This window comes from Cronobacter malonaticus LMG 23826 (genome assembly GCF_001277215.2).
Taxonomy (GTDB): domain Bacteria; phylum Pseudomonadota; class Gammaproteobacteria; order Enterobacterales; family Enterobacteriaceae; genus Cronobacter; species Cronobacter malonaticus.
The window spans coordinates 876097-901404 of the sequence record NZ_CP013940.1 but is presented as its reverse complement, the minus strand read 5'-3'; the positions used below and the strand labels follow the sequence as shown (position 1 = coordinate 901404).

General features: G+C 57.0%; 16 protein-coding genes, 1 tRNA gene, 3 rRNA genes and 1 pseudogene. 10 read left to right on the top strand and 11 right to left on the bottom strand.

What is annotated here, in order from left to right; translation table 11 throughout:
* Positions 1–51 precede the first annotated feature (51 nt).
* Entirely contained in the window at positions 52–1671 is a 1620-nt protein-coding gene (nadB, locus tag AFK66_RS04165; protein WP_032983079.1) for an L-aspartate oxidase, read from the top strand.
* Here nadB and trmN read toward each other — a convergent pair.
* Positions 1656–2393 carry a tRNA(1)(Val) (adenine(37)-N(6))-methyltransferase TrmN gene (gene trmN, locus AFK66_RS04160; protein ID WP_007777381.1) on the bottom strand — a complete coding sequence of 246 codons (738 nt, stop codon included), beginning with the start codon at positions 2391–2393 and terminating at the stop codon, positions 1656–1658. The two genes, nadB and trmN, sit on opposite strands and share 16 nt — an antisense overlap.
* A 128-nt stretch (positions 2394–2521) precedes the next feature.
* Between trmN and srmB the strand changes: the two genes are divergently transcribed.
* Positions 2522–3856 (top strand): ATP-dependent RNA helicase SrmB, encoded by a 1335-nt coding sequence (srmB, locus tag AFK66_RS04155; protein ID WP_007777385.1) that lies wholly within the window; start codon positions 2522–2524, stop codon positions 3854–3856.
* Between the two features lie 75 nt (positions 3857–3931).
* On the opposite strand, the gene grcA is transcribed toward srmB, so the two are convergent.
* Positions 3932–4315: an autonomous glycyl radical cofactor GrcA gene (gene grcA / locus AFK66_RS04150; RefSeq protein WP_007777387.1), complete on the bottom strand. Its 384-nt coding sequence runs from the start codon at positions 4313–4315 to the stop codon at positions 3932–3934.
* Positions 4316–4621: 306 nt separating this feature from the next.
* Here grcA and ung point away from each other — a divergent pair, with 306 nt between their 5' ends.
* Positions 4622–5311 (top strand): uracil-DNA glycosylase, encoded by a 690-nt coding sequence (ung, locus tag AFK66_RS04145; RefSeq protein WP_007777389.1) that lies wholly within the window; start codon positions 4622–4624, stop codon positions 5309–5311.
* Between the two features lie 56 nt (positions 5312–5367).
* On the opposite strand, the gene AFK66_RS04140 is transcribed toward ung, so the two are convergent.
* On the bottom strand, positions 5368–6429 hold the full coding sequence (locus AFK66_RS04140) for a tRNA/rRNA methyltransferase (protein ID WP_014728268.1): 1062 nt from the start codon (positions 6427–6429) through the stop codon (positions 5368–5370).
* A gap of 209 nt (positions 6430–6638) precedes the next feature.
* Between AFK66_RS04140 and trxC the strand changes: the two genes are divergently transcribed.
* From trxC to AFK66_RS04115, 5 genes are all read left to right on the top strand, one after another.
* On the top strand, positions 6639–7070 hold the full coding sequence (gene trxC, locus AFK66_RS04135) for a thioredoxin TrxC (RefSeq protein ID WP_007777393.1): 432 nt from the start codon (positions 6639–6641) through the stop codon (positions 7068–7070).
* 69 nt (positions 7071–7139) lie between these two features.
* The gene (locus tag AFK66_RS04130) at positions 7140–7841 is read left to right on the top strand and encodes a tRNA-uridine aminocarboxypropyltransferase (RefSeq protein WP_023898174.1); all 702 of its coding nucleotides are present in this window, start codon (positions 7140–7142) and stop codon (positions 7839–7841) included.
* Positions 7842–7874: 33 nt separating this feature from the next.
* A complete protein-coding gene (locus tag AFK66_RS04125; RefSeq protein WP_032983151.1) occupies positions 7875–10535 on the top strand; it encodes a bifunctional acetate--CoA ligase family protein/GNAT family N-acetyltransferase in 2661 nt (886 codons plus the stop codon).
* A gap of 112 nt (positions 10536–10647) precedes the next feature.
* The gene (pssA, locus tag AFK66_RS04120) at positions 10648–12003 is read left to right on the top strand and encodes a CDP-diacylglycerol--serine O-phosphatidyltransferase (protein WP_004386364.1); all 1356 of its coding nucleotides are present in this window, start codon (positions 10648–10650) and stop codon (positions 12001–12003) included.
* Positions 12004–12056: 53 nt separating this feature from the next.
* Positions 12057–12380: a YfiM family lipoprotein gene (locus tag AFK66_RS04115; RefSeq protein ID WP_007777409.1), complete on the top strand. Its 324-nt coding sequence runs from the start codon at positions 12057–12059 to the stop codon at positions 12378–12380.
* On the opposite strand, the gene AFK66_RS04110 is transcribed toward AFK66_RS04115, so the two are convergent.
* Together AFK66_RS04110 and AFK66_RS04105 are read right to left on the bottom strand one after the other, a co-directional pair.
* Positions 12377–13678, bottom strand: coding sequence for an MFS transporter (locus tag AFK66_RS04110; protein WP_007777411.1), 1302 nt, complete (start codon positions 13676–13678; stop codon positions 12377–12379). The two genes, AFK66_RS04115 and AFK66_RS04110, sit on opposite strands and share 4 nt — an antisense overlap.
* Positions 13679–13795: 117 nt before the next feature.
* Complete coding sequence (locus AFK66_RS04105; RefSeq protein ID WP_023898171.1) at positions 13796–14251, bottom strand: DUF4385 domain-containing protein; 456 nt, start codon at positions 14249–14251, stop codon at positions 13796–13798.
* Between the two features lie 157 nt (positions 14252–14408).
* On the opposite strand from AFK66_RS04105, the gene AFK66_RS04100 reads away from it, so the two are divergent.
* Complete coding sequence (locus AFK66_RS04100; RefSeq protein ID WP_007777414.1) at positions 14409–16205, top strand: thiamine pyrophosphate-requiring protein; 1797 nt, start codon at positions 14409–14411, stop codon at positions 16203–16205.
* A gap of 39 nt (positions 16206–16244) precedes the next feature.
* Here AFK66_RS04100 and AFK66_RS04095 read toward each other — a convergent pair whose 3' ends face one another.
* A complete protein-coding gene (locus AFK66_RS04095) occupies positions 16245–16712 on the bottom strand; it encodes a helix-turn-helix domain-containing protein (RefSeq protein WP_007777415.1) in 468 nt (155 codons plus the stop codon).
* A gap of 219 nt (positions 16713–16931) precedes the next feature.
* Here AFK66_RS04095 and AFK66_RS04090 point away from each other — a divergent pair.
* A pseudogene (locus AFK66_RS04090) lies at positions 16932–17132 on the top strand (P-loop NTPase family protein); the annotation flags it as partial.
* Positions 17133–17265: 133 nt separating this feature from the next.
* Here the strand turns inward: AFK66_RS04090 and rrf are convergent.
* The 5 genes from rrf to clpB all read right to left on the bottom strand — a co-directional run bounded on the left by rrf (position 17266) and on the right by clpB (position 25285).
* Positions 17266–17381, bottom strand: a 5S ribosomal RNA gene (gene rrf / locus AFK66_RS04085).
* Between the two features lie 91 nt (positions 17382–17472).
* Positions 17473–20374: ribosomal RNA gene (locus AFK66_RS04080) — 23S ribosomal RNA — on the bottom strand.
* Between the two features lie 201 nt (positions 20375–20575).
* Positions 20576–20651: transfer RNA gene (locus tag AFK66_RS04075), tRNA-Glu, on the bottom strand.
* Between the two features lie 79 nt (positions 20652–20730).
* A 16S ribosomal RNA gene (locus AFK66_RS04070) occupies positions 20731–22272 on the bottom strand.
* Together the 16S, 23S and 5S rRNA genes with 1 tRNA gene alongside form the textbook arrangement of a ribosomal RNA operon.
* 439 nt (positions 22273–22711) lie before the next feature.
* Entirely contained in the window at positions 22712–25285 is a 2574-nt protein-coding gene (clpB, locus tag AFK66_RS04065; RefSeq protein WP_007777417.1) for an ATP-dependent chaperone ClpB, read from the bottom strand.
* Positions 25286–25308 lie beyond the last annotated feature (23 nt).

Below are 25308 nucleotides of genomic sequence, written 5' to 3'. Positions count from 1 at the left end.
GCATTCTGGTGCTATGCTGGCCAAACCTTGTTTAGTAAATTAAACACGACAATGAATAAGACACCTGAACTTCACTGTGATGTGCTGATTGTCGGCAGCGGTGCCGCCGGCCTTTCACTGGCGCTGCGCCTGGCGGAACATAGCCAGGTGATAGTATTGAGCAAAGGCCCGTTGAGCGAGGGCTCCACCTTTTATGCCCAGGGCGGAATAGCCGCGGTTTTTGACGAAACCGACAGCATCGCCTCGCACGTGGAGGACACGCTGATTGCAGGCGCTGGCCTGTGCGATCGCAGCGCCGTCGAGTTTGTCGCCAGCAACGCCCGCCACTGCGTGCAGTGGCTTATCGATCAGGGCGTGCTGTTTGATACCGAAGTGCAGTCGAACGGCGAAGAGAGCTACCACCTCACGCGTGAAGGCGGCCACAGCCACCGCCGCATTCTGCATGCGGCCGACGCCACCGGTAAGGCCGTCGCTACAACGTTGATGGATAAAGCGTTAAGCCATCCGAATATCCGCATCCTTGAGCGTCATAACGCCGTGGATTTGATTATCTCTGATAAAATCGGTCTGCCGGGCACGCGCCGCGTGGTGGGTGCCTGGATCTGGAACCGCAATAAAGAAGAAGTGGAAACCTGTCGCGCGAAAGCTGTGGTGCTCGCCACCGGCGGCGCGTCAAAAGTCTATCAGTACACGACCAACCCGGATATCGCCTCGGGCGACGGCATCGCGATGGCCTGGCGCGCCGGTTGTCGCGTCGCGAATCTCGAATTCAATCAGTTCCATCCAACCGCCCTGTTTCATCCGCAGGCGCGCAATTTCCTGCTGACCGAAGCGCTGCGTGGCGAAGGGGCTTATCTTAAACGCCCTGACGGCACCCGCTTTATGCCGGAGTTTGACGAGCGCGCCGAACTGGCGCCGCGCGATATCGTGGCGCGCGCCATCGACCATGAAATGAAACGTCTCGGCGCCGACTGCATGTATCTCGACATCAGCCACAAACCGGAGGCGTTTGTCCGCCAGCACTTCCCGACGATTTATGAAAAGCTACTGGGGCTTGGCATCGATCTCACTCGTGAACCGGTGCCGGTGGTGCCCGCGGCGCACTACACCTGCGGCGGTGTGATGGTCGATGAGCACGGACGCACCGACGTCGACGGGCTTTACGCCATCGGCGAGGTCACTTACACCGGGTTGCACGGCGCGAACCGTATGGCCTCGAACTCGCTGCTGGAGTGTCTGGTTTACGGCTGGTCGGCGGCGGAAGATATCCGGCTGCGCCTGCCCTATGCGCGCGAGGCCAAAACGCTGCCCGCCTGGGACGAAAGTCGCGTGGAGCATCCGGATGAACTGGTAGTGTTACAGCATAACTGGCATGAGCTGCGGCTGTTTATGTGGGATTACGTGGGCATTGTGCGCACCACCAAACGGCTGGAGCGCGCGCTGCGGCGCATCACGATGCTACAGCAGGAGATAGAAGAGTATTACGCCAACTTCCGCGTCTCCAATAACCTGCTGGAGCTGCGTAATCTGGTGCAGGTGGCGGAGCTTATCGTGCGCTGCGCCATGATGCGCAAAGAGAGCCGCGGGCTGCACTACACGCTGGATTACCCGGAAACGTTGCCGGAATCCGGGCCGTCGGTGCTCGCCCCGCTGGTTCACATAAACAAGTAGAAAGCTTCCGTGAGCGCGCAATAGGCCGGTGAGTAGTGCTGATCCGGCCCGCGGATCAGTAAATCATCACAGAAGCATTCGCCAGGCGATGGGGAAAACGCCAGCAGCACCCGGTGCGGCAGTTTTCCTTCGTTTTCGGCCACATCGGTGCGTAGCCGCAAATGCCAGCCTTGTTCGCCGGCCAGACGGCTGAACGCTTCGCCGCTGCTTTCCGGCAACACCACGCAGAAAAACCCCTCTTCCGTAATTAACTGTGCCGCACAGGCGAGCAGCGTTCCGTGATCGAGCGTTGTAGTGTAGCGCGCCTGTTCACGGGCGGGCGTGGCGCAGGCGACGCCTTTGTCATAATAAGGCGGATTGCTGACGATAAGCTCGTAACGCTGCGTTTGCTGCTGCGTCCAGGTCTGAATGTCAGCGCTGTGCACCTGAATCCGCGCCGCCCACGGCGAGGCATCAATGTTTTCACGCGCCTGCTCTGCGGCCTGGGCGTCAAGCTCGACGGCATCCAGCGTCACGGTATCCTCGGTGCGCTGCGCCAGCATCAGCGTCAGCAAACCGCTGCCTGCCCCGATATCCAGCACACGCTGCGCTTTCGCAACCGGCGCCCACGCCCCGAGGAGAATGCCATCAGTACCGACTTTCATCGCACAGCGGTCGTGCGCGACAAAAAATTGTTTGAAGGTAAAACCATTGCGGCGTAACGGGGTTTTTGGCTGCGACATCTTTAAGACCTGGTAACAAAACCGCTGTAGCATAGGCGAAAGCGCCGCCGGGGAAAAGGAGAAGCCGGGAAAGGGATGAACATTGGGCGCTGAACGTCTATAATCTGCGCCCCACACTGAGGTAGAAAATGACTGTAACCACTTTTTCCGAACTTGAACTAGATGACAGCCTGCTGGACGCGCTCCAGGAAAAAGGCTTCACCCGCCCGACCGCTATCCAGGCGGCCGCCATTCCGCCTGCGCTCGACGGGCGTGATGTGCTCGGTTCTGCGCCGACAGGCACCGGTAAAACGGCAGCTTATCTGTTGCCGGCGTTGCAGCATCTGCTCGACTTCCCTCGCAAAAAATCGGGGCCGCCGCGCATTCTTATCCTGACCCCGACCCGCGAGCTGGCGATGCAGGTTGCAGAGCATGCGCGCGAACTGGCAAAGCATACGCATCTGGATATCGCCACCATCACCGGCGGTGTGGCTTATATGAACCACGCGGAAGTCTTCAGCGAAAACCAGGATATCGTGGTCGCCACGACGGGTCGTCTGCTGCAATACATTAAAGAAGAAAACTTTGACTGCCGCGCGGTAGAAACCCTCATCCTTGATGAAGCCGACCGCATGCTGGATATGGGCTTCGCGCAGGATATCGAGACTATCGCGGGTGAAACACGCTGGCGTAAACAGACCCTGCTGTTCTCCGCCACGCTTGAAGGCGACGCGATTAAAGATTTCGCCGAACGCCTGCTGGAAGAGCCGGTGGAAGTCTCCGCCACGCCCTCCACGCGCGAGCGCAAAAAGATCCACCAGTGGTATTACCGCGTTGATAACATCGAACACAAAACCGCGCTGCTGGTGCATCTGCTGAAGCAGCCGGAAGCCACCCGCTCCATCGTGTTTGTGCGTAAACGCGAGCGTGTGCATGAGCTGGCGAACTGGCTGCGTGAAGCGGGCATTAATAACTGCTATCTCGAAGGCGAAATGGTGCAGGTGAAGCGTAACGAGGCGATTAAACGTCTGACCGACGGCCGCGTTAATGTGCTTATCGCCACCGATGTGGCCGCACGCGGCATTGATATTCCGGATGTCAGCCACGTCTTTAACTATGACATGCCGCGCACCGCCGACACCTATCTGCACCGCATTGGCCGTACCGGCCGCGCCGGGCGTAAAGGCACCGCGATTTCGCTGGTTGAAGCGCACGACCACCTGCTGCTGGGCAAAGTGGGCCGCTACCTCAACGAGCCGCTGAAAGCCCGCGTGATTGACGAGCTGCGCCCGACCACGCGCGCGCCGAGTGAAAAGCTCACCGGTAAGCCGTCCAAAAAAGCGCTCGCGAAACGCGAAGAGAAGAAAAAAGAGAAAGAAAAAGAGAAGCCGCGTGTGAAAAAGCGTCACCGCGACACCAAAAACATCGGCAAACGCCGCAAGCCGAGCAGCAACGCGGCGCCGTCATCTGACAACGCCGAGTGATAAAAAAACCGCCAGCACATGCTGGCGGTTTTTGTTTTATCCGACGGCGCGCCGCCGGTTAACGAACACCTGAACTTACAGGCTTTCGGTAAAGGTACGGGCGATCACGTCGCGCTGCTGTTCCAGGGTCAGCGAGTTAAAACGCACCGCGTAACCGGAAACACGGATAGTCAGCTGCGGATATTTTTCCGGGTGCTTAACGGCATCTTCCAGCGTTTCGCGACGCAGCACGTTCACGTTCAGGTGCTGACCGCCTTCCACACGCACTTCCGGTTTAATTTCCATCGGAATTTCACGGTATTCGAACTGGCCAAGCTGGCTCACCGGCACGATGTCGTCTTCATTGAAACCGGCTTTGGCGCAGACGCAGCGTGCTTCACCTTTTTCGTTATCGAGCAGCCAGAAAGAGTTCAGCAGACTGTCGTTTGCGGCTTTAGTAATCTGGATACCTGTGATCATAAGTTGCCTCCCTGTGGGCGAGTTTGATGCGTTCAGCCAGCGGGCTTCAGAACAGGCGGCTGGCTAATTGGTAAAACCAATGTTGTCTTATTGTTTTATATACCACCAAAGGGCGGTCATTCTTTGATTTAAATCAAAATAAACCACTCTCGCAATGTGGGTATAACATAAAAGAATTGCTTTACATCAACTTAGCGCCGTCCTGATCCTCTGGTAATTTTGTAAACCTGCGTCATGGGCGTCCCGGTTTTGTTCTTCGGAAATAAGGCGTTAAGCTTAGGAAACAGAAAATCGCAGGAGAGCGAGATGACCGATAAACTGACCTGGCACGATGTGCTGGCTGATGAAAAAGAAAAGCCTTACTTCAAAAAGATCCTGACCACCGTCGCTGCCGAGCGTGAGGCAGGCGTCACCATCTATCCGCCGCAGAAAGATGTTTTTAACGCCTTCCGCTTTACCGAGCTTGGCGATGTGAAAGTAGTGATCCTGGGCCAGGACCCTTACCACGGGCCAGGGCAAGCGCATGGCCTCGCCTTTTCGGTGCGGCCGGGCGTCGCGCCGCCGCCGTCGCTGGTGAACATGTATAAAGAGCTGGAGCAGTCGGTGCCGGGTTTCACCCGCCCTTCTCACGGTTATTTAGAAAGCTGGGCGCGCCAGGGCGTGATGCTGCTTAATACCGTGCTGACGGTACAGGCAGGCAAAGCGCATTCCCACGCGAATCTGGGCTGGGAGACCTTTACCGATAAGGTGATCTCGCTGATTAACGAACATCGTGAAGGTGTGGTGTTTCTGCTGTGGGGCTCGCACGCGCAGAAAAAAGGCGCGATTATCGACCGCAACCGCCACCATGTATTGCAGGCGCCGCACCCGTCGCCGCTCTCCGCGCATCGCGGTTTCTTCGGCTGCGGTCATTTCGTCAAAACGAATCAGTACCTGGAAAGCCGTGGCGAAGCGCCCATCGAATGGATGCCCGTTCTGCCGGAAAACGCCCAATAAAAAACCTCCCGCAGGAGGTTTTACGTCTGTTACGCCAGCCTTACGCTGGCGTTTTTTTACGCTTTATTCTGACGCCACCACTCGGCGAGCAGAACGCCGGTCGCGACAGAGACGTTCAGGCTTTCCACATTGCCGGTGCCGTCGATGGAGAGGCTCAAATCGGCATTCGCCTGCGTCGCTTCAGAAATACCTTCGCTTTCCTGGCCCAGCACCAGCACCATTTTCTTCGGCAGGGTCGCTTTAAAGAGCGGCGTACCTTTATGGCTGGAGGTGGTCACGATGGCGTAACCCGCGGCGCGGAACTGCGCCAGCGCGTCGCTAAAGCTGTCGCCGGTGATCGGCTCGACATGCTCGGCACCGCCTTCTGCGGTACGTACCGCCGCGCCGGACTCCAGCAGCGAGGCGTCCTGCACGACCACGCCTTTCACGCCGAAGTGCGCGCAGCTGCGCACGATAGCGCCCAGGTTATGCGGGTTGCCCACGTCTTCAAGCGCCAGCACGCAATCTTCATCGCCCGCTTTGCTCAGCCACTGGTCAACGCTCGCGCCGCTGCGTTTTTTAATCAGGAAGCAGACGCCGCCGTGATGCTCGGTGCCGGAGGCTTTGGTCAGCTCCGCGTCATCCACCACGTGATACGCTTTGCGGTTTGCCGCCATCCAGCGCAGCGCTTCTTTAAAGCGCGGGGTCACGCTCTGGATAAACCAGGCGCGAACGATAGATTCCGGACGGCTCTGGAACAGCGCCTGACAGGCGTTTTCGCCATAGACGCGGGTCTCTTCGGCGCGCTGACGGCGCAGCACTTCCGGATCGATAAAACTTTTACCGCTAATGCCGCCGTGATCCGGCTTCGCTGGCGCTTCTGCGCCCGGCGCGCGGGATACGGTGCGCCACGGGGACGCCTCACGGTCGCCGTCACGATCACGGCCACGGCTGCGTTCACGGTCAGACGGTCTGTCACTGCGCGCAGCACGACGACCGCCTTCCGGTTTACCGTTGCCAGCGGGGCGACCGCCGCCTTTTCCGGTACGCGGGTTTGAGCTGCGTTTGTCCGTATTTTCATCACTGCGGACATACATCACTTTGACCTTGCCGCTCTTGCCTTTAAATTCGTCGTTCATGTCTTTCTCCACCTGCGCTGCGCGAAGCGCGCAGATTACCCGATGTGTCCGCGCTTAGCCATTCTTTCGCGCAAAAGCTAATAACTATTGTACTCATTGGATAAAACGGTTTGAGCCTCGAAACATTCTTGCAGATACTGGATAACATTATCGAAACATAGACGACGTTTCCGCGTCGGTTTCTGTCACCTGTAACCCAGAGGTTAGCTATGAATACCGTTTGTGCCGCTTGCCAGACTGTCAATCGCGTGGACGAAGAGCGTATTGAAGACGGCGCGAAGTGCGGCCGCTGTGGCCACGCGCTGTTTGACGGCGACGTGATTAACGCCACCAGCGAAACGCTGGATCAGCTGCTTAAAGATGACCTGCCGGTAGTGATTGATTTCTGGGCGCCGTGGTGCGGCCCGTGCCGTAGCTTTGCGCCAATTTTTGAAGATGTCGCCGAAGAGCGCAGCGGTAAAATGCGCTTTGTAAAAGTGAATACCGAAGCCGAGCCTGAGCTGAGCGCGCGTTTTCGCATTCGCAGCATCCCGACCATTATGATGTTCAAAAACGGACAGCTGGTGGATATGCTCAACGGCGCCGTACCGAAAGCGCCGTTCGATACCTGGCTGAACGAAGCGACGAACGAAGCTGTATAACGTCTGCCGCGGGGCGCGTCTTGTGCCCCGCGATTCCCTCTGCGACAATGGCGTTTTTGCCGACTTCCCATGACTGAAAACGCCGTCCTTCGCCTGCGCGCCGAGCGCCTGGCGCGCGCCACCCGCCCTTTTCTCGCCCGCGGCAACCGCATTAAGCGCTGCCAGCGTTGCCTGCTGCCGTTACGCCACTGCTTGTGCGACACGCTACAGCCGCAGCCGGCCCGCAGCCGTTTCTGTCTGATAATGTTTGACACAGAGCCGATGAAGCCCAGCAATACCGGCAGGCTTATCGCCGATATTCTGCCTGATACGGAGGCGTTTCAGTGGTCGCGCACCGAGCCGCCTGCAGCGCTTCTTGAACTCGTGGCAAACCCTGACTATCAGCCTGTGGTGGTGTTCCCGGCCTCCTACGCCGATGCCGGACGCGAAGTGCTGACCGCCCCGCCGCGTACCGGCAAGCCGCCGCTTTTTATTATGCTCGACGGCACCTGGACCGAAGCGCGCAAAATGTTTCGCAAAAGCCCCTATCTTGACGCCTTGCCGGTGATGTCGGTGGATTTAACGCGGGTATCGGCGTATCAGCTTCGCGAAGCGCATGCCGACGGCCAGTACTGCACGGCGGAAGTGGCGATAGCGCTGCTGGACGGCGCGGGCGATACCGCAGCGGCGCAAGGCTTAAGCGATCACTTTGCGCTGTTTCGCGAGCGCTATCTCGCCGGTAAACCACATCATCAGGGCAGCGTCACAGCAGCGCAGGCAGAAAGCGTTTAAAATCATCAGGTCACTTCGACGCCGGAGGAAATGATGAGCCAACGTGGCCTGGAAGCGCTGTTACGTCCCAAATCCATCGCCGTCATCGGCGCGTCGATGAAACCCGAACGAGCCGGTTTTCTGATGATGCGCAATCTGCTGGCGGGCGGTTTTAGCGGGCCGGTTTTGCCGGTGACGCCCGCCTGGAAAGCGGTTTGCGGCGTGCTGGCCTGGCCGGATGTCGCAAGCCTGCCGTTTACGCCCGATCTCGCGGTGCTGTGTACCCACGCAAAGCGCAACCTGGCGCTGCTGGAGGCGCTCGGCGAAAAAGGCTGTAAAACGTGCCTGGTGCTCTCATCGCCCCCGGAACAACATGCCGAACTGTTGGCCTGCGCGGCGCGCTTCCAGATGCGCCTGCTCGGCCCGAACAGTCTGGGGCTGCTGGCGCCGTGGCAGGGCCTTAACGCCAGTTTCTCGCCGGTGCCGATCCGCAAAGGCAAGCTCGCGTTCATTTCGCAGTCCGCAGCCGTTTCAAACACCATTCTCGACTGGGCGCAGCAGCGCCAGCTTGGCTTCTCCTGGTTTATCGCGCTGGGCGATAGCCTGGATATCGACGTGGATGAACTGCTCGATTATCTGGCCCGCGACAGTAAAACCAGCGCCATTCTGCTCTACCTGGAGCACCTGAGCGACGCCCGGCGCTTTGTCTCCGCCGCCCGTAGCGCCTCGCGCAATAAACCTATTCTGGTCATCAAGAGCGGACGCAGCCCCAGCGCGCGCCGCCTGCTAAATACCCACGCCGGGCTGGACACAGCCTGGGATGCGGCAATCCAGCGCGCCGGTCTGCTGCGCGTACAGGACACTCATGAACTGTTCTCGGCGGTGGAAACCTTAAGTCATATGCGCCCGCTGCGCGGCGAGCGACTGATGATTGTCAGCAACGGCGCCGCCCCTGCCGCGCTGGCGCTCGACGAACTCTGGCGGCGACAGGGGAAACTCGCCACGCTCGATGACGCCATGCTGACGCGGCTTCAGCAGCAGTTGCCGGAAGGCATTCACGCTGACAACCCGCTCGACCTGCGCGATGACGCCACGCCTGCGCGCTATTTAAAAACGATCGAAGCGCTGCTGGACAGCCACGATTTCGACGCGCTGATGGTTATCCACTCGCCGAGCGCCGCCGCGCCCGGCAGCGAGAGCGCCCGCGCGCTGATCGATCTCTTTAACCGCCACCCGCGCGGCAAGTACGTGACGCTGATTACCAACTGGGGCGGTGAGTTCTCTTCCCAGGAGGCGCGTCATCTGTTCAGCGAAGCGGGTATTCCCACCTATCGCACGCCGGAAGGCGCAGTCACCGCCTTTATGCATATGGTGGAGTATCGCCGCAACCAGAAACAGCTGCGGGAAACCCCGGCGCTGCCCGCTACGCTCCCGGCGGATACCGCCCAGGCGCACCAGTTGTTGCAGCAGGCGTGCGCCGAAGGCGTGACGCAGCTCGATACTCATGAAGTGCGCCCGATACTGGAAGCTTATGGCCTGCACACGCTGCCGACATGGATAGCGGGCGACAGCGCCGAGGCGGTGCACATCGCGGGAGAGATTGGCTACCCGGTGGCGCTGAAGCTGCGCTCGCCGGATATTCCGCATAAATCTGAAGTTCAGGGGGTGATGCTTTATCTGCGCACCGCCCACGAAGTGCAGCGCGCGGCGGACGCGATGCTCGACCGGGTGAAAATGACCTGGCCACAGGCGCGCATTCATGGCCTGCTGGTGCAGAGCATGGCGAACCGCGCCGGCGCGCAGGAGCTGAGGGTGGTGGTTGAGCACGACCCGGTCTTCGGGCCGCTGATTATGTTGGGCGAAGGCGGCGTCGAGTGGCGTCCTGAGGCGCAGGCCGCCGTCGCGCTGCCGCCGCTTAATATGAATCTGGCGCGCTATCTGGTCATTCAGGCCATCAAGAGCGGCAAAATTCGCGGGCGTAGCGCGCTGCGCCCACTGGATATTGCAGGCTTAAGCGAGCTGCTGGTGCAGGTGTCTAACCTCGTGGTGGATTGCCCGGAAATTTCACGGCTGGATATTCATCCCCTGCTCGCCTCTGGCAGCGATTTTACGGCGCTGGACGTCACGATGCAGCTTGCGCCCTTTAGCGGTGACGCGGACGCGCGGCTGGCGGTTCGCCCCTATCCGCACCGTTTAGAGGAGTGGGTGACGCTGAAAAACGGCGAGCGCTGCCTGTTCCGCCCTATCCTTCCCGAAGATGAACCCCAGCTGCAACGCTTTATCTCGCAGGTGACGAAAGAAGATCTTTATTACCGTTACTTTAGCGAGATCAATGAATTTACCCATGATGATTTAGCCAATATGACCCAGATCGACTACGATCGAGAAATGGCTTTTGTGGCGGTACGTCAGCAGACAGGCAGTGAGGAAATCATCGGCGTTACCCGCGCGATTTCCGATCCGGATAATATCGACGCCGAGTTCGCTGTGCTTGTCAGATCCGATCTGAAAGGGCTGGGCCTCGGGCGTCGGCTGCTGGAAAAGTTAATCGCCTATACGCGCGATCACGGCCTGTCGCGGCTGAACGGCATTACGATGCCGCATAACCAGGGGATGGTGGCGCTCGCCCGCAAGCTTGGGTTTAGCGTCGATATTCAGCTGGATGAAGGCATTGTGGCCCTGAGCCTGGCGCTGGCAGAACCCGCCGATTCGTGAGTAAGGTACTGGAAATGTTGACCACATTTTTGGACAGTAATGGTATTATCGTCCGCTTCCGTCGTCTGCATTGCACAGAAGACCATCCACTTCAGAGAAGATATGCACTGTGATGTTGTCAAAATTTAAACGCAACAAACATCAACAACACCTTGCCCAACTACCGAAGCTTTCTCAGTCAGTTGATGATGTCGCGTTCTGTTTCGCTCCCGCCGATTTCCGCAAACAGCTCCTGGAAAAGATTGCGACGGCGACCACGCGTATCTGCATCATCGCGCTCTATCTTGAGCAGGACGATGGCGGTAAAGGCGTGTTGTCGGCGCTTTATGAAGCCAAACGCCAGCGCCCGGAGCTTGATGTCAGCGTCCTGGTGGACTGGCATCGCGCGCAGCGCGGACGCATCGGCGTGGAAGCCTCAAACACCAACGCCGACTGGTATTGCCGCATGGCGCAGGAAAACCCGGACGTCAGCGTGCCGGTGTATGGCGTGCCGGTGAATACCCGTGAAGCGCTCGGCGTGCTGCATTTCAAAGGCTTTATCATCGATGATTGCGTGCTCTACAGCGGCGCCAGCCTGAACGACGTGTATCTGCACCAGCACGATAAATATCGCTATGACCGCTACCACTGCATTCGCAACGCGAAGCTTGCCGACGTGATGTTTGACTGGGTGCGCACGCAGTTAATGAATGGCCACGCGGTGAATCGTCTCGACGATCCGAACCGTCCAAAAAGCCCGGAAATTAAAAACGACATTCGCCAGTTCCGCCATCTGCTGCGCGATGCCGCGTATCATTTCCAGGGCGATGCCGATAACGACCAGCTGGCCGTGACGCCGCTGGTGGGGCTTGGCAAATCGAGCCCGCTGAATAAAGCGATTTTCCACCTGATGCCCTGCGCCGAAGAGAAGCTGGTCATCTGTACGCCGTACTTTAACCTGCCCGCGGTGCTGGTGCGTAATATCATCCAGCTTCTGCGCGACGGCAAAAAAGTGGAAATTATTGTCGGCGATAAAACGGCGAACGATTTCTACATTCCCGAAGATCAGCCGTTTAAGATCATCGGCGCGCTGCCTTATCTCTATGAGATCAACCTGCGTCGTTTCTTAAGCCGCCTGCAATATTACGTCAACACCGATCAACTGGTGGTGCGTCTGTGGAAAGATGGCGATAACAGCTATCACCTGAAAGGCATGTGGGTCGACAATGAATGGATGCTGCTGACCGGCAACAACCTTAACCCGCGCGCCTGGCGTCTCGATCTGGAAAACGCGATTCTTATCCACGATCCGAAGCAGCAGCTGGCTTCCCTGCGTCAGCGCGAACTTGCTGAGATCCGCACCCATACCACGGTGGTGAAACACTATCGCGATCTGCAAAGCATCGCCGATTACCCGGTGAAAGTGCGCAAGCTTATTCGTCGTCTGCGCCGTATCCGTATTGACCGGTTAATTAGCCGTATTCTCTGACGCCTGTCGCTTAACGAAGCCCTGCACCGCAGGGCTTTTTTATGGAGAACGCTATGCGCGCCCTGCTGCTTCCTCTCGTCGTCACCCTGACCGGCTGTAGCCATATGGCGCAGGATAGCTGGGCAGGCCAGGATAAAGCTCAACACTTTTTAGGTTCTGCGCTGCTCGCCGCCGCCGGGAATGAATATGCACAGCGCCAGGGATATTCCCCGGATCGGTCCGCCGCGTTCGGGCTGATGTTTTCGGTTTCCCTTGGCGCAACGAAAGAGCTATTGGACAGCCGCCCGGCGGGGAGCGGCTGGAGCTGGAAAGATCTGGCGTGGGACGTGGCGGGTGCCAGCGCCGGTTACGCGGTCTGGCAAATGGCGGAGCATTAAAGCCGCATGCCTTTTCCTTTGCGGTGAAGCTTCAGCGAGACCAGAAACGCGACGGCACCCATCGCCGAGACATACCAGAAGAACGCCGTTTCTGAGCCCAGCGATTTGAGCGACAGCGCCACATATTCCGCCGAGCCGCCAAAGAGCGCGTTGGCAACCGCGTATGAGAGCCCGACGCCCAGCGCGCGCACCTGCGCCGGGAACATCTCCGCCTTCACGATGCCGCTTATCGAGGTATAGAAACTGACAATTAGCAGCGCCAGCATCACCAGCCCGAACGCCGCGAGCGGCGAACTGACACTTTGCAGCGCCATGAGGATCGGCACGGTACAGAGCGTGGCGAGCGCGCTGAAGCAGAGCATTGAATTGCGACGGCCAATTTTATCCGACAGCGCCCCGAAAAACGGCTGCAGCAGCATAAATGCGAAGAGCGCGGCGGTCATCACCATACTCGCGGTATTCGCATGCATTCCCGCCGTATTGACGAGATATTTCTGCATATAAGTCGTAAACGTGTAAAAGCTCAGCGAACCGGCGGCGGTAAACCCGAGTACCATGATGAATGCCCGACGGTTGCGCCAGAGGCCTTTCAGCGAGCCCGCCTCTTTCAGCGCGCGCGTCTCCTGCTGTGAGGTTTCATCCAGCGAGCGACGCAGCCACAGCGCCACTACCGCCAGCACCGCGCCCAGCGCAAAGGGAATACGCCAGCCCCAGGCGCGCAGAGCGTCATCTGACAAAATCTGTTGCAGCACGACGACAACCAGCAGCGCCATTAACTGCCCGCCGATAAGCGTCACGTACTGGAACGACGCATAAAAGCCTTTACGCCCTTCGATAGCAACTTCGCTCATGTAAGTGGCGCTGGTGCCATATTCGCCTCCGACCGACAGCCCCTGGAACAGGCGCGCTACAAGCAAGAGCAGCGGCGCCCAGGTGCCAATCACCGCATAACCCGGCAGACAGGCGATGACCAGCGAGCCGAAACACATCATACATACAGAAATCAGCATGGAGGTTTTACGGCCATGTTTATCGGCGATGTAACCAAAGAGCCAGCCGCCGATGGGACGCATCAGAAAGCCTGCGGCGAAGATGCCTGCCGTTTGCAGAAGCTGTGTGGTGCTGTTATCGGAGGGGAAAAAGATATGCGCGAAATAGAGCGAACAAAAGGAGTAGACGTAGAAATCAAACCATTCGACAAGATTGCCAGACGAGGCACCGACAATCGCCCAGACGCGCCGGCGGGTATCGCTGGAAGTCAGTGACGGTTTATCTGTCCGGGCCGTAACTTCAGTCATGTCTCTCTCCTTTTCAAATCCGCGGCTTGTACCCCGGGGCAATTAGCAGGCTATAAAATATCATGTTAATTATATGTTAATATCATTTCCGTGAGTAAGCGGGGATCTTATGCGCCTTTAGCCCCATTTTTCCTGATGGGCTTTTTTACGCCGCAGATAGTCTTCATCCGCCCGGATACGATCCCACCACCCTTTAAACACCGTCGCCGCCGCCGCTTTGGTGGGGTCATTGCCGCGGGGATTGAGGTTACGGTCGGCGTCATACTTTTTGCCGCCTTTATAGTTGGCGTAGCGACGCGCGCGCGTGTATCCCATCTGAATAAACTTGCGCGCCATATCCATGCCAACAAAATCGTCCTTTTCACGATACTCTTCGAACAACTCATAAATCTTTTCTGCCGAGGCTCTGGCGCTCTCTTCATCTTTATAGCGCCAGTACGGGAGGATTTCGCTTTTGTAAGGCTCAACCAGCAACACGCCCTGCTCGCCCCGCCCCACCTGATACCGTTCCGGGTGCGCGCGAAAGTCGATGCTGTCGAAGTCCTGCTGATAATCAAAAGGTTTAGTGGCCACGGGCATGCCTCCTGTAATGTGGTTCGTATAACCATAGCAGGCTTCAGAGAACTCCCGCTTTCGCTTACCGCCATGAAGTGGTCTACCCTTCAACAGGTTAGCTTTTCGAGCGCAGCTCAGGATCTATGCGCACACTCACCTGACGCGAGGCACGATAATGACCAAAAAAACGAGCGATTTTTTTGTAGAACGACTGAAAGCGTGGGGCGTAACCCGGATTTACGGCTACCCCGGCGACGGCATTAACGGCGTTCTGGGCGCGTTGCAGCGCGCCGATAAAGCCGGCGACGGCATTGAGTTTATCCAGGTGCGCCATGAAGAGATGGCGGCGTTTATGGCCTGCGCCCATGCGAAATTTACGGGCGAGCCGGGCGTCTGCCTCTCTACCGGCGGGCCGGGCGCCACACATCTGTTAACCGGCCTGTATGACGCGCAGATGGACCATATGCCGGTTATCGCCATCGCAGGCCAGGCGGAAACGACCGCCCGCGGCGCGACCTATCAGCAGGAACTGAATCTCGATCGCGTATTCAGCGATGTGGCGAGTTTTGTTCAGGAGGCGGCAACGCCCGCGCAGTTGCGTCATCTGGTGGATCGCGGCGTGCGGATCGCGAAAGCGAATAATGGCGTGACGGTGTTGATCCTGCCCAAAGATATCCAGGATGAACCCTGGCAGGAGCCGCAGCACGCGCACGGTTTTACGCATTCAGGACCAGGCTACCAGCGCCCGCATGTGATCCCGCATCAGTACGATCTTCAGCGCGCGGCAGATATTCTCAACGACGGCAAAAAAGTGGCGATTCTGATAGGCGCGGGCGCTCGGGAAGCGGCGGTGGAAGTGGTACAGGCGGCGAACCTGCTCGGCGCGGGCGTAGCAAAAGCGCTGCTCGGCAAAGACGTGCTGCCGGATGACGCGCCGTTTGTGACGGGCTGTATCGGCCTGCTGGGCACCGAGCCGTCATGGGATCTGATGCAGGGCTGCGATACGCTGCTGATGATTGGCACCGGCTTCCCGTGGACGGAATTCCTTCCGAAAGAAGGTCAGGCGCGGGCGGTGCAGATAGATATCGATGCGTCGATGCTCGGCCTGCGTTATCCGACGGAAGTGAACCTGCATGGCGATGCCGTGAGCACATTGCAGGCGCTGCTTCCGCTGCTCAAGCGTAAAGAAGACCGTAGCTGGCAGGAGAAAATCGCGGTTTCCGTCAAAGCGTGGTGGGAAAAAATCGAAGAACGCGCGATGGCGAAAGCGACGCCGGTCAACCCGCAGCGCGTGGTGTGGGAGATGTCGCCATTACTGCCGGATAACGCCATCGTGACCTCTGATTCCGGCTCGTGCGCTAACTGGTTTGCGCGGGATTACAGAGTGAAACAGGGCCAGCGGGCATCGCTCTCGGGCGGTCTCGCGTGTATGGGCGCGGCGGTGCCATATGCTATCGCCGCGAAATTCGCTTTCCCGGAAAAACCCGTGGTGGCACTGGTGGGCGATGGCGCGATGCAGATGAATAATCTCGCGGAGCTGATCACTATCCAGAAATACTGGCAGCGCTGGTCCGATCCGCGATTAATCGTCTGCGTGTTCAATAACCAGGATCTGAATCAGGTGACGTGGGAACAGCGCATTATGGAAGGCAACCCGCGGTTTGCCGCCACGCAGGATGTGCCGGACGTGCCTTATGCGCAGTTTGCGGAATCGATCGGTCTGAAAGGGATTTATGTAGATTCGCCGGAAGAACTTCAGGCCGCCTGGCAGCAGGCGCTGGCGGCCGATCGTCCGGTTGTGCTGGAAGTGAAAACCGATCCGGAAGTGGCACCGCTGCCACCGCATATCAGCTTCGCCCAGGCGAAAGGGTTTATGTCTTCTATGGCGAAAGGTGATAAGTCGGCTGGTAAGGTGATTGCCGATACCGCGCATCAGGTAATGAACACCGTCCTGCCGGGTAAGAAATCGTAACACGACGGCTCCTCAGGTAAGCTGAGGAGCCTGTTTCTGTTACTTGCGCAGTAACTTTTGCAGCCGCTGCTGCTGCCATTGCTCTATCCATCCACGCAGCAAGAACAGGCGAAGCCCTTTCACTGCCAGTAACCCGCCCCAGATAAGCATCACCCATAATGACCATTGCGTTGCCGGCGAAGTAAAGCGGTTAATCAGGAAAAGCCCACCGCAAACCACCAGAGCAGTGATTAGGCTGCGGTAAAAGTGTTGTTCCTCATTGAGACGCTTGCGGGCATTTGATACCGCATCGTCAAGAGGACCCGCAGCCTGAAGCGGCGCGCCCGTTAATTCTTCAACGCGCGTTTCAAAGACGGCAGCCAGCGCGCTTAAGGTTTCGAGCGAAGGCGGATCGCCTTTTTCTATACGTTGAATAGTGCGCACGCTGACGGAGGAGAGCTCTGCCAGTTGTTCCTGAGACCAGGCACGCGCGAGGCGCAGCGCGCGAATGCGGTTTTCAGTTTGCATAACTGTGACCTTCTTTATGAGAAATGTGGCAGAAGTATTGCGCTCTGCGGGCGAAAACCGCCACGACACGGGCCTGACAGGAACCCGACAGTAAGACGACAAGCACCAGGGCTTAAAATCAGAATATGACGTGGCTGCTGCCTGAACAAGCCGGGCGTTATCAAAACTTGATACTGGATGAAGGCCATGGTGCGAGAAAGCAAATATGGCTGAAGGGATAAACATGACGCGATACCGAAAATTATGCTGTTCCGGGAAGCAGCCGGGCGGGACGTCGCAGAGTTAGCGCCGGACAGCCACGTGATTGCCGTGGCCAGTGATATCCCGTTACCGGGCGTGGCATTACCGGTACTGGATATCAACGCTCCCGCACAGGTGGCAGCGTTTATCGCTGAGTGGCTGGCGGCGCAGCGCTTTTAAGGGGGTCAGTGCGGGCATGCATGGGGTAAGGGGTATAAAAAGACGCGAACGTGCTGCCCGCTGGCGCTGTTTTTTTGTGTCACGCGCAAAAGCAAAAACCCCTCAGCGGTGCTGAGGGGTTCTTTTATTTGATGCCTGGCAGTTCCCTACTCTCGCATGGGGAGACCCCACACTACCATCGGCGCTACGGCGTTTCACTTCTGAGTTCGGCATGGGGTCAGGTGGGACCACCGCGCTACAGCCGCCAGGCAAATTCTGTCCGTTCACCGCTTTCGCCATGAACGTTTATCCGTCACAAGCTGAATATCTCTCTCAACACGCCAGACTTCTTTGGCGTTGTAAGGTTAAGCCTCACGGTTCATTAGTACCGGTTAGCTCAACGCATCGCTGCGCTTACACACCCGGCCTATCAACGTCGTCGTCTTCAACGTTCCTTCAGGAGACTTATAGTCTCAGGGAGAACTCATCTCGGGGCAAGTTTCGTGCTTAGATGCTTTCAGCACTTATCTCTTCCGCATTTAGCTACCGGGCAGTGCCATTGGCATGACAACCCGAACACCAGTGATGCGTCCACTCCGGTCCTCTCGTACTGGGAGCAGCCCCCCTCAATTCTCCAGCGCCCACGGCAGATAGGGACCGAACTGTCTCACGACGTTCTAAACCCAGCTCGCGTACCACTTTAAATGGCGAACAGCCATACCCTTGGGACCTACTTCAGCCCCAGGATGTGATGAGCCGACATCGAGGTGCCAAACACCGCCGTCGATATGAACTCTTGGGCGGTATCAGCCTGTTATCCCCGGAGTACCTTTTATCCGTTGAGCGATGGCCCTTCCATACAGAACCACCGGATCACTATGACCTGCTTTCGCACCTGCTCGAGCCGTCACTCTCGCAGTCAAGCCAGCTTATGCCATTGCACTAACCTCCTGATGTCCGACCAGGATTAGCTGACCTTCGTGCTCCTCCGTTACACTTTGGGAGGAGACCGCCCCAGTCAAACTACCCACCAGACACTGTCCCCACGCCGGATCACGGCGCCAGGTTAGAACATCAAACATTAAAGGGTGGTATTTCAAGGTTGGCTCCACGCAGACTGGCGTCCACGCTTCAAAGCCTCCCACCTATCCTACACATCAAGGCTCAATGTTCAGTGTCAAGCTGTAGTAAAGGTTCACGGGGTCTTTCCGTCTTGCCGCGGGTACACTGCATCTTCACAGCGAGTTCAATTTCACTGAGTCTCGGGTGGAGACAGCCTGGCCATCATTACGCCATTCGTGCAGGTCGGAACTTACCCGACAAGGAATTTCGCTACCTTAGGACCGTTATAGTTACGGCCGCCGTTTACCGGGGCTTCGATCAGGAGCTTCTCTTGCGATAACCCCATCAATTAACCTTCCGGCACCGGGCAGGCGTCACACCGTATACGTCCACTTTCGTGTTTGCACAGTGCTGTGTTTTTAATAAACAGTTGCAGCCAGCTGGTATCTTCGACTGACTTCAGCTCCACCCGCAGGGGCTTCACCTACATGTCAGCGTGCCTTCTCCCGAAGTTACGGCACCATTTTGCCTAGTTCCTTCACCCGAGTTCTCTCAAGCGCCTTGGTATTCTCTACCTGACCACCTGTGTCGGTTTGGGGTACGATTTGATGTTACCTGATGCTTAGAGGCTTTTCCTGGAAGCAGGGCATTTGTCACTTCAGCACCGTGGTGCCTCGTCATCACGCCTCAGCCTTAACCTTCCGGATTTGCCTGGAAGGTCAGCCTACACGCTTAAACCGGGACGACCGTCGCCCGGCTGACATAGCCTTCTCCGTCCCCCCTTCGCAGTAACACCAAGTACAGGAATATTAACCTGTTTCCCATCGACTACGCCTTTCGGCCTCGCCTTAGGGGTCGACTCACCCTGCCCCGATTAACGTTGGACAGGAACCCTTGGTCTTCCGGCGAGCGGGCTTTTCACCCGCTTTATCGTTACTTATGTCAGCATTCGCACTTCTGATACCTCCAGCATGCCTTACAGCACACCTTCGCAGGCTTACAGAACGCTCCCCTACCCAACAACACATAGTGTCGCTGCCGCAGCTTCGGTGCATGGTTTAGCCCCGTTACATCTTCCGCGCAGGCCGACTCGACCAGTGAGCTATTACGCTTTCTTTAAATGATGGCTGCTTCTAAGCCAACATCCTGGCTGTCTGGGCCTTCCCACATCGTTTCCCACTTAACCATGACTTTGGGACCTTAGCTGGCGGTCTGGGTTGTTTCCCTCTTCACGACGGACGTTAGCACCCGCCGTGTGTCTCCCGTGATAACATTCTCCGGTATTCGCAGTTTGCATCGGGTTGGTAAGCCGGGATGGCCCCCTAGCCGAAACAGTGCTCTACCCCCGGAGATGAGTTCACGAGGCGCTACCTAAATAGCTTTCGGGGAGAACCAGCTATCTCCCGGTTTGATTGGCCTTTCACCCCCAGCCACAGGTCATCCGCTAATTTTTCAACATTAGTCGGTTCGGTCCTCCAGTTAGTGTTACCCAACCTTCAACCTGCCCATGGCTAGATCACCGGGTTTCGGGTCTATACCCTGCAACTTAACGCCCAATTAAGACTCGGTTTCCCTTCGGCTCCCCTATACGGTTAACCTTGCTACAGAATATAAGTCGCTGACCCATTATACAAAAGGTACGCAGTCACCCTCTTACGAAGGCTCCCACTGCTTGTACGTACACGGTTTCAGGTTCTGTTTCACTCCCCTCGCCGGGGTTCTTTTCGCCTTTCCCTCACGGTACTGGTTCACTATCGGTCAGTCAGGAGTATTTAGCCTTGGAGGATGGTCCCCCCATCTTCAGACAGGATATCACGTGTCCCGCCCTACTCATCGAGCTCACAGCCTGTGTGCCTTCGTGTACGGGGCTGTCACCCTGTATCGCCGGCCTTTCCAGACCGTTCCACTGACACACAAGCTGATTCAGGCTCTGGGCTGTTCCCCGTTCGCTCGCCGCTACTGGGGGAATCTCGGTTGATTTCTTTTCCTCGGGGTACTTAGATGTTTCAGTTCCCCCGGTTCGCTTCGTTAGCCTATGTATTCAGCTAACGATGATGCACCGAAGTGCACCGGGTTTCCCCATTCGGACATCGCCGGTTATAACGGTTCATATCACCTTACCGGCGCTTTTCGCAGATTAGCACGTCCTTCATCGCCTCTGACTGCCAGGGCATCCACCGTGTACGCTTGTTCGCTTAACCTCACAACCCGAAGAAGTCTTCGTGCTGCGAGTTTGAGAGACTCTGACACACCGCGCATTCCTGATTACGGAAGAATGCAACAGCATGTCTGTTTCAATTTTCAGCTTGTTCCGGATTGTTAAAGAGCAAATATCTCAAACGTGACTTTACAGTCAGTTTTGAGATATCAATCGGTAACGCCTTTCACTCATTACCAGCAGGTGGCGTCCCTTAGGGGATTCGAACCCCTGTTACCGCCGTGAAAGGGCGGTGTCCTGGGCCTCTAGACGAAAGGGACTTCGCTTTCGCAGACAACCCTGCTTCTTTACTTTCTATCAGACAATCTGTGTGAGCACTACGAGGTTGTATCTTTCAGGTAAGGAGGTGATCCAACCGCAGGTTCCCCTACGGTTACCTTGTTACGACTTCACCCCAGTCATGAATCACAAAGTGGTAAGCGCCCTCCCGAAGGTTAAGCTACCTACTTCTTTTGCAACCCACTCCCATGGTGTGACGGGCGGTGTGTACAAGGCCCGGGAACGTATTCACCGTGGCATTCTGATCCACGATTACTAGCGATTCCGACTTCATGGAGTCGAGTTGCAGACTCCAATCCGGACTACGACGCACTTTATGAGGTCCGCTTGCTCTCGCGAGGTCGCTTCTCTTTGTATGCGCCATTGTAGCACGTGTGTAGCCCTGGTCGTAAGGGCCATGATGACTTGACGTCATCCCCACCTTCCTCCGGTTTATCACCGGCAGTCTCCTTTGAGTTCCCGGCCGAACCGCTGGCAACAAAGGATAAGGGTTGCGCTCGTTGCGGGACTTAACCCAACATTTCACAACACGAGCTGACGACAGCCATGCAGCACCTGTCTCAGAGTTCCCGAAGGCACTCCCGCATCTCTGCAGGATTCTCTGGATGTCAAGACCAGGTAAGGTTCTTCGCGTTGCATCGAATTAAACCACATGCTCCACCGCTTGTGCGGGCCCCCGTCAATTCATTTGAGTTTTAACCTTGCGGCCGTACTCCCCAGGCGGTCGACTTAACGCGTTAGCTCCGGAAGCCACGCCTCAAGGGCACAACCTCCAAGTCGACATCGTTTACGGCGTGGACTACCAGGGTATCTAATCCTGTTTGCTCCCCACGCTTTCGCACCTGAGCGTCAGTCTTCGTCCAGGGGGCCGCCTTCGCCACCGGTATTCCTCCAGATCTCTACGCATTTCACCGCTACACCTGGAATTCTACCCCCCTCTACGAGACTCAAGCTGACCAGTTTCAAATGCAGTTCCCAGGTTGAGCCCGGGGATTTCACATCTGACTTAATCAACCGCCTGCGTGCGCTTTACGCCCAGTAATTCCGATTAACGCTTGCACCCTCCGTATTACCGCGGCTGCTGGCACGGAGTTAGCCGGTGCTTCTTCTGCGGGTAACGTCAATCGCTGTGGTTATTAACCACAACGCCTTCCTCCCCGCTGAAAGTACTTTACAACCCGAAGGCCTTCTTCATACACGCGGCATGGCTGCATCAGGCTTGCGCCCATTGTGCAATATTCCCCACTGCTGCCTCCCGTAGGAGTCTGGACCGTGTCTCAGTTCCAGTGTGGCTGGTCATCCTCTCAGACCAGCTAGGGATCGTCGCCTAGGTGAGCCGTTACCCCACCTACTAGCTAATCCCATCTGGGCACATCTGATGGCATGAGGCCCGAAGGTCCCCCACTTTGGTCCGAAGACGTTATGCGGTATTAGCTACCGTTTCCAGTAGTTATCCCCCTCCATCAGGCAGTTTCCCAGACATTACTCACCCGTCCGCCACTCGTCAGCAGAGCAGCAAGCTGCTCCCTGTTACCGTTCGACTTGCATGTGTTAGGCCTGCCGCCAGCGTTCAATCTGAGCCATGATCAAACTCTTCAATTAAAAGTCTGATGCTCAAAGAATTAAACTGTTAGTTCGTAATGAATTAACTGTTGTTCACTTGAGACTTGATATTCGTTTATCGTCCGTAGACGTTAAGATATCAGTGCCCCGAGTGCCCACACAGATTGTCTGATAAATTGTTAAAGAGCAGTGCGACGCGGCCTTCAGCCTGCTGTCGCGAGGTGGCGTATATTACGCTTTCCTCTTTCAGAGTCAAGCGTTTATTTTCGCTTTCGTCTGCCTGACGGGCCGGCTCGTTTGCCGTTGTGCCGTGTCAGTGGAGGCGCATTATAGGGAGTAATCAGAATCTGACAAGAGGAAATTTAAAAAAACTTTCTGACCGTTCAATTTCTAGGCAACGCGCTTGAAGAACCGCCATTATCGCCTGGTTTATAAACAAAAACGAGCCCCGAAGGGCCCGTTTTTCAGTTTTTGCGAGTTATTGCACAGCCACAATGCGATTGTCGCGCACGATAAGCTCGATAGTTTTACCGGGCACCAGCTCTCCGGAAAGGATTTGCTGTGCCAGCGGGTTTTCAATCTGCTGCTGGATGGCTCGTTTCAACGGCCGCGCGCCGTAAACCGGGTCGTAGCCGTTCTCACCGAGCAACTGCAGAGCGTCATCCGAGATATGCACCGCATAACCGCGATCTTCCAGACGCTGATAGAGCCGCTGCAACTGGATCTGCGCAATAGAGGCAATATGTTGCTGTCCTAACGGATGGAACACCACCACTTCATCAATACGGTTGATGAATTCCGGACGGAAACTCTGCCCGACCACGCCCATCACCAGTTCTTTCATGCTCGCGTAGTCCAGCGCGCCAAAGCGTTCCTGAATCAGATCTGAACCCAGGTTAGACGTCATGATAACCACGGTGTTGCGGAAATCGACCGTTCTGCCTTGTCCGTCCGTCAGGCGTCCATCATCCAGCACCTGCAGGAGAATGTTGAACACATCAGGGTGCGCTTTTTCCACTTCATCCAGCAGGATGACGGAATAAGGGCGACGGCGAACCGCTTCGGTCAGATAGCCGCCCTCTTCATAACCGACATATCCCGGAGGGGCACCCACCAGACGCGACACCGAGTGTTTCTCCATAAACTCGGACATATCGATACGCACCATCGCATCGTCGCTGTCGAACATAAAGTTAGCCAGCGCTTTGCAGAGCTCGGTTTTACCCACCCCGGTCGGCCCGAGGAACAGGAATGAACCAATCGGACGGTTCGGGTCGGATAGCCCGGCGCGGCTACGGCGAATCGCATTCGACACCGCTTCAACCGCCTCATCCTGGCCGATCACGCGCTGATGCAGATCCTGCTCCATACGCAGCAGCTTATCGCGCTCGCTCTCCATCATGCGGGAGACCGGAATGCCGGTCCAGCGCGCCAGTACCTCGGCGATTTCCGCGTCGGTGACTTTATTACGCAGCAGGCGCATCGTTTTGCCTTCCGACTGCGTGGCGGCGGCGAGCTGTTTCTCAAGCTCAGGGATTTTGCCGTACTGCAGTTCAGACATCCGCGCCAGGTCGCCCACGCGGCGCGCCTGCTCAATGGCGATTTTCGCCTGCTCAAGCTCTGCTTTAATGGTCTGCGTGCCGGAGAGTGAAGCTTTTTCTGCTTTCCACTCTTCTTCCAGCTCAGAATACTGACGCTCTTTATCCGCCAGCTCATCGTTCAGCATATCGAGGCGTTTTTTACTGGCCTCGTCAGACTCTTTCATCAGCGCCTGCTGTTCCAGCTTGAGCTGAATGATGCGGCGGTCAAGACGGTCAAGCTCTTCCGGCTTCGAGTCAATCTGCATACGAATGCTGGATGCGGCTTCATCGATAAGGTCGATGGCTTTATCCGGCAACTGGCGGTCGGCAATATAGCGGTGCGACAGCGTCGCCGCTGCGACAATCGCCGGGTCAGTTATCTGCACATGGTGATGCAGCTCATAGCGCTCTTTAAGGCCACGCAGGATCGCGATGGTATCTTCCACCGACGGCTGGGCGACAAACACTTTCTGGAAACGGCGCTCCAGCGCGGCGTCTTTTTCAATGTACTGACGATATTCATCAAGCGTCGTGGCACCCACGCAGTGCAACTCGCCACGTGCCAGCGCCGGTTTGAGCATGTTGCCCGCATCCATCGCGCCATCGGCTTTACCCGCGCCGACCATAGTATGCAGCTCATCGATAAACAGAATGACGTTGCCTTCCTGTTTTGAGAGGTCGTTCAGTACGCCTTTCAGACGCTCTTCGAATTCCCCGCGGTATTTCGCACCGGCCACCAGCGCGCCCATATCCAGCGCCAGCACCCGACGCCCTTTCAGGCCTTCCGGCACTTCGCCATTAACGATACGCTGCGCCAGCCCTTCGACTATCGCGGTTTTACCGACGCCAGGCTCACCAATCAGTACCGGGTTGTTTTTGGTACGACGCTGCAGAACCTGAATCGTACGACGGATTTCTTCATCGCGGCCAATGACCGGATCGAGCTTGCCCTGCTCGGCACGCTCGGTCAGATCGACGGTATATTTTTTCAGTGCCTGCCGCTGATCTTCGGCACCTTGATCGTTCACGGTTTCGCCTCCGCGCATGTTTTCAATCGCTTGTGTGACGTTCGCGGTCGTGGCACCTGCGGCTTTGAGTAAATCCGCAAGCGTTCCGCGCGACTCCAGCGCCGCCAGAACAAACAACTCTGAGGAAATAAAATTGTCGCCCCGTTTCTGCGCCAGCTTGTCGCAGAGATTCAGCGCCCGCACCAGATCCTGCGACGGCTGAACGTCGCCGCCGGTGCCTTCCACCTGCGGCAGGCGGCTCAGCGCCTGGTCGAGATCGGTGCGTAACTTCCCGGCATTAACGCCTGCGGATGTCAGTAAAGGACGAACGGAACCGCCTTCCTGATTTAACAGGGCGCTCATGAGGTGAAGGGGTTCGATAAACTGGTTGTCGTGACCCAGTGCTAGAGACTGGGCATCGGCGAGAGCAAGCTGGAATTTATTAGTAAGACGATCCAGACGCATAACTCCTCCCATAACAGGTCAAA

Excerpts from the sequence above, each read along its gene's own strand:
- AFK66_RS04115 (WP_007777409.1), top strand. The coding sequence starts at position 12,057 with ATGCGCGCCCTGCTGCTTCCTCTCGTCGTCACCCTGACCGGCTGTAGC.
- trmN (WP_007777381.1), bottom strand. The coding sequence starts at position 2,393 with ATGTCGCAGCCAAAAACCCCGTTACGCCGCAATGGTTTTACCTTCAAA.
- trxC (WP_007777393.1), top strand. The coding sequence starts at position 6,639 with ATGAATACCGTTTGTGCCGCTTGCCAGACTGTCAATCGCGTGGACGAA.
- grcA (WP_007777387.1), bottom strand. The coding sequence starts at position 4,315 with ATGATCACAGGTATCCAGATTACTAAAGCCGCAAACGACAGTCTGCTG.
- ung (WP_007777389.1), top strand. The coding sequence starts at position 4,622 with ATGACCGATAAACTGACCTGGCACGATGTGCTGGCTGATGAAAAAGAA.
- AFK66_RS04130 (WP_023898174.1), top strand. The coding sequence starts at position 7,140 with ATGACTGAAAACGCCGTCCTTCGCCTGCGCGCCGAGCGCCTGGCGCGC.
- AFK66_RS04140 (WP_014728268.1), bottom strand. The coding sequence starts at position 6,429 with ATGAACGACGAATTTAAAGGCAAGAGCGGCAAGGTCAAAGTGATGTAT.
- AFK66_RS04100 (WP_007777414.1), top strand. The coding sequence starts at position 14,409 with ATGACCAAAAAAACGAGCGATTTTTTTGTAGAACGACTGAAAGCGTGG.
- nadB (WP_032983079.1), top strand. The coding sequence starts at position 52 with ATGAATAAGACACCTGAACTTCACTGTGATGTGCTGATTGTCGGCAGC.
- clpB (WP_007777417.1), bottom strand. The coding sequence starts at position 25,285 with ATGCGTCTGGATCGTCTTACTAATAAATTCCAGCTTGCTCTCGCCGAT.
- AFK66_RS04110 (WP_007777411.1), bottom strand. The coding sequence starts at position 13,678 with ATGACTGAAGTTACGGCCCGGACAGATAAACCGTCACTGACTTCCAGC.
- pssA (WP_004386364.1), top strand. The coding sequence starts at position 10,648 with ATGTTGTCAAAATTTAAACGCAACAAACATCAACAACACCTTGCCCAA.
- srmB (WP_007777385.1), top strand. The coding sequence starts at position 2,522 with ATGACTGTAACCACTTTTTCCGAACTTGAACTAGATGACAGCCTGCTG.
- AFK66_RS04095 (WP_007777415.1), bottom strand. The coding sequence starts at position 16,712 with ATGCAAACTGAAAACCGCATTCGCGCGCTGCGCCTCGCGCGTGCCTGG.
- AFK66_RS04125 (WP_032983151.1), top strand. The coding sequence starts at position 7,875 with ATGAGCCAACGTGGCCTGGAAGCGCTGTTACGTCCCAAATCCATCGCC.